Annotated in this window: 1 protein-coding gene and 2 pseudogenes; 2 read left to right on the forward strand and 1 reads right to left on the reverse strand. The window is 67.5% G+C overall.

Features of this window, described 5'->3' with window-relative positions; all coding sequences use genetic code 11:
* Both JCM9942_RS15390 and JCM9942_RS15395 read left to right on the forward strand, forming a co-directional pair.
* The coding region (locus tag JCM9942_RS15390) for a tetratricopeptide repeat protein (RefSeq protein WP_157722976.1) at positions 1–310 on the forward strand (310 nt) is incomplete at its 5' end.
* Between the two features lie 107 nt (positions 311–417).
* A pseudogene (locus JCM9942_RS15395) lies at positions 418–869 on the forward strand (DUF4442 domain-containing protein).
* A 49-nt stretch (positions 870–918) separates the two neighbouring features.
* On the opposite strand, the pseudogene JCM9942_RS15400 reads toward JCM9942_RS15395, so the two are convergent.
* Positions 919–1,643: pseudogene (locus JCM9942_RS15400) on the reverse strand (hypothetical protein); the annotation flags it as partial.

Raw genomic sequence — 1,643 nt, forward strand, 5'->3', positions numbered from 1 at the left:
CCGCGCCGTGCGTGCCCGTGCCCGCCTGGATTTCGGCCTCGCGCTGCAGGGTGCACCGGCCGCCGACGTGCTGGCGGCTCGCGTGCAGGCCGACGGCAATGACCTGGAAGCCCGCCACCTGCTGGGCATCCACCACCTGCTCGGCGGCGAGGATGAAGCGGCGCTGGAACAGTTCATCGAGATGCTGCGCATCGACCGCGCCTTCCACGAGAACCTGCCCAAGAAGGCGCTGATCGACGCCTTCCGCGTCATCGAGGATGAGGACCTGGTCGGCCGTTACCGCCGGCGGATGGCCTCGCTGCTGTTCTGATGGCAGCCCGTTGCTGAAACACCCGGCCGGGGCCACGGCCCACCCCGGCCTTATCCATACGGTCGCGAATGTTAGACTGTCACTCCCCCGCGCCGCTTGTCCGTCCGATGAAAGCCAGCCTGTTCCGCCACGGCATCAACCTGTGGCCGCCGTTCCTGTTTTCCGGCATCCACGTCACCGCCATCGATGACGATTACCGCCGCGTGCGGGTCGAGCTGCGGCAACGGCTGTGGAACATGAATTACGTGCGCACCCATTTCGGCGGCAGCTGTTCGCGATGACCGACCCGTTCTGGATGCTGTGCCTGCTGCAGAAACTTGGGCGGGACTATGTTGTCTGGGACAAAGCCGGCGAGGTGGAGTTCATCAGGCCCGGCCGTGGCGTGGTGGCCACCGAATTCCATCTCGACGATGGGCTGGTGGAGGAGATCAAAGTGGCCACCGCCGAGGGCGGCAAGCACCTGCGCTGGTTCGAGAACGAGATCCGGGATGAGCGCGGCGAGCTCGTCGCACGCGTCCGCAAGCAGGTCTACGTGCGGCTGAAGCCCCGCGCGCGCTGAGTTCAAGCCGGCGCGGTACCGGCCGGCGTTTTCATCCGGTCCGCGAGCGTCAGGGCGCCGGCTCCCACAATGCCGCTGGCAGTGGCAGACGCACCCGGTTTTCCCCGCCACGCGGGGCATAAAGCACCGTTTCCAGCCCCCGTCCATCAGCCGCCAGCAGGACCGGCCGCTGCGCACTGGCGTAGCCGGAGGGCATGGCCTGAAGGCGTGTCGCCAGAGAACCCTGCAACGGTTGTCCACGCAGCCATAGCAGCGCGTTGAGCAGGCCCAGCTCGGCACCGACATCCTGCAACTGGCGCGGGTACTGCTCATAGGCGGGAGCCGCCACACTGCCCAGGATGCAGCCGATTGCATTGGTCGCGCACTCCAGACGCCAGACGGACGCCTGCGCCTGACTGGCCTGGAAGGGCAAGTCCTGTGCGATCCGCGCCTGCGCCGCCGGCAGGCAGCTCTGACCGAGGTTGACCGCCTGCAGGGCGCGCGTCCGCGGCGCATTGAAGACCCACGAGCCGCCCGGGTACCGTCCGATCCGCCTGGCCTCCAGCGCCAGCAATGAATCGGCCATTTCAAATTCCCCACGCAAGGCATTGCAACCGCTCATCTCCGCAGCCGACAGCGGGGCGAATGCCGCTGCGCATTGCGCCGGCAAGGCCACATCCACCGGCATTTCTTCCAGCATCGCGGCCAGCAACCGGGCATGGGCCTGCAACAGGCGCGCGCCGATCATGGTCGAGACCAGCGTGTCGCTGCGGGTGACCAGCATCCGCGCGGTGC

The organism is Stenotrophomonas pictorum JCM 9942, from assembly GCF_001310775.1.
Taxonomy (GTDB): domain Bacteria; phylum Pseudomonadota; class Gammaproteobacteria; order Xanthomonadales; family Xanthomonadaceae; genus Stenotrophomonas; species Stenotrophomonas pictorum.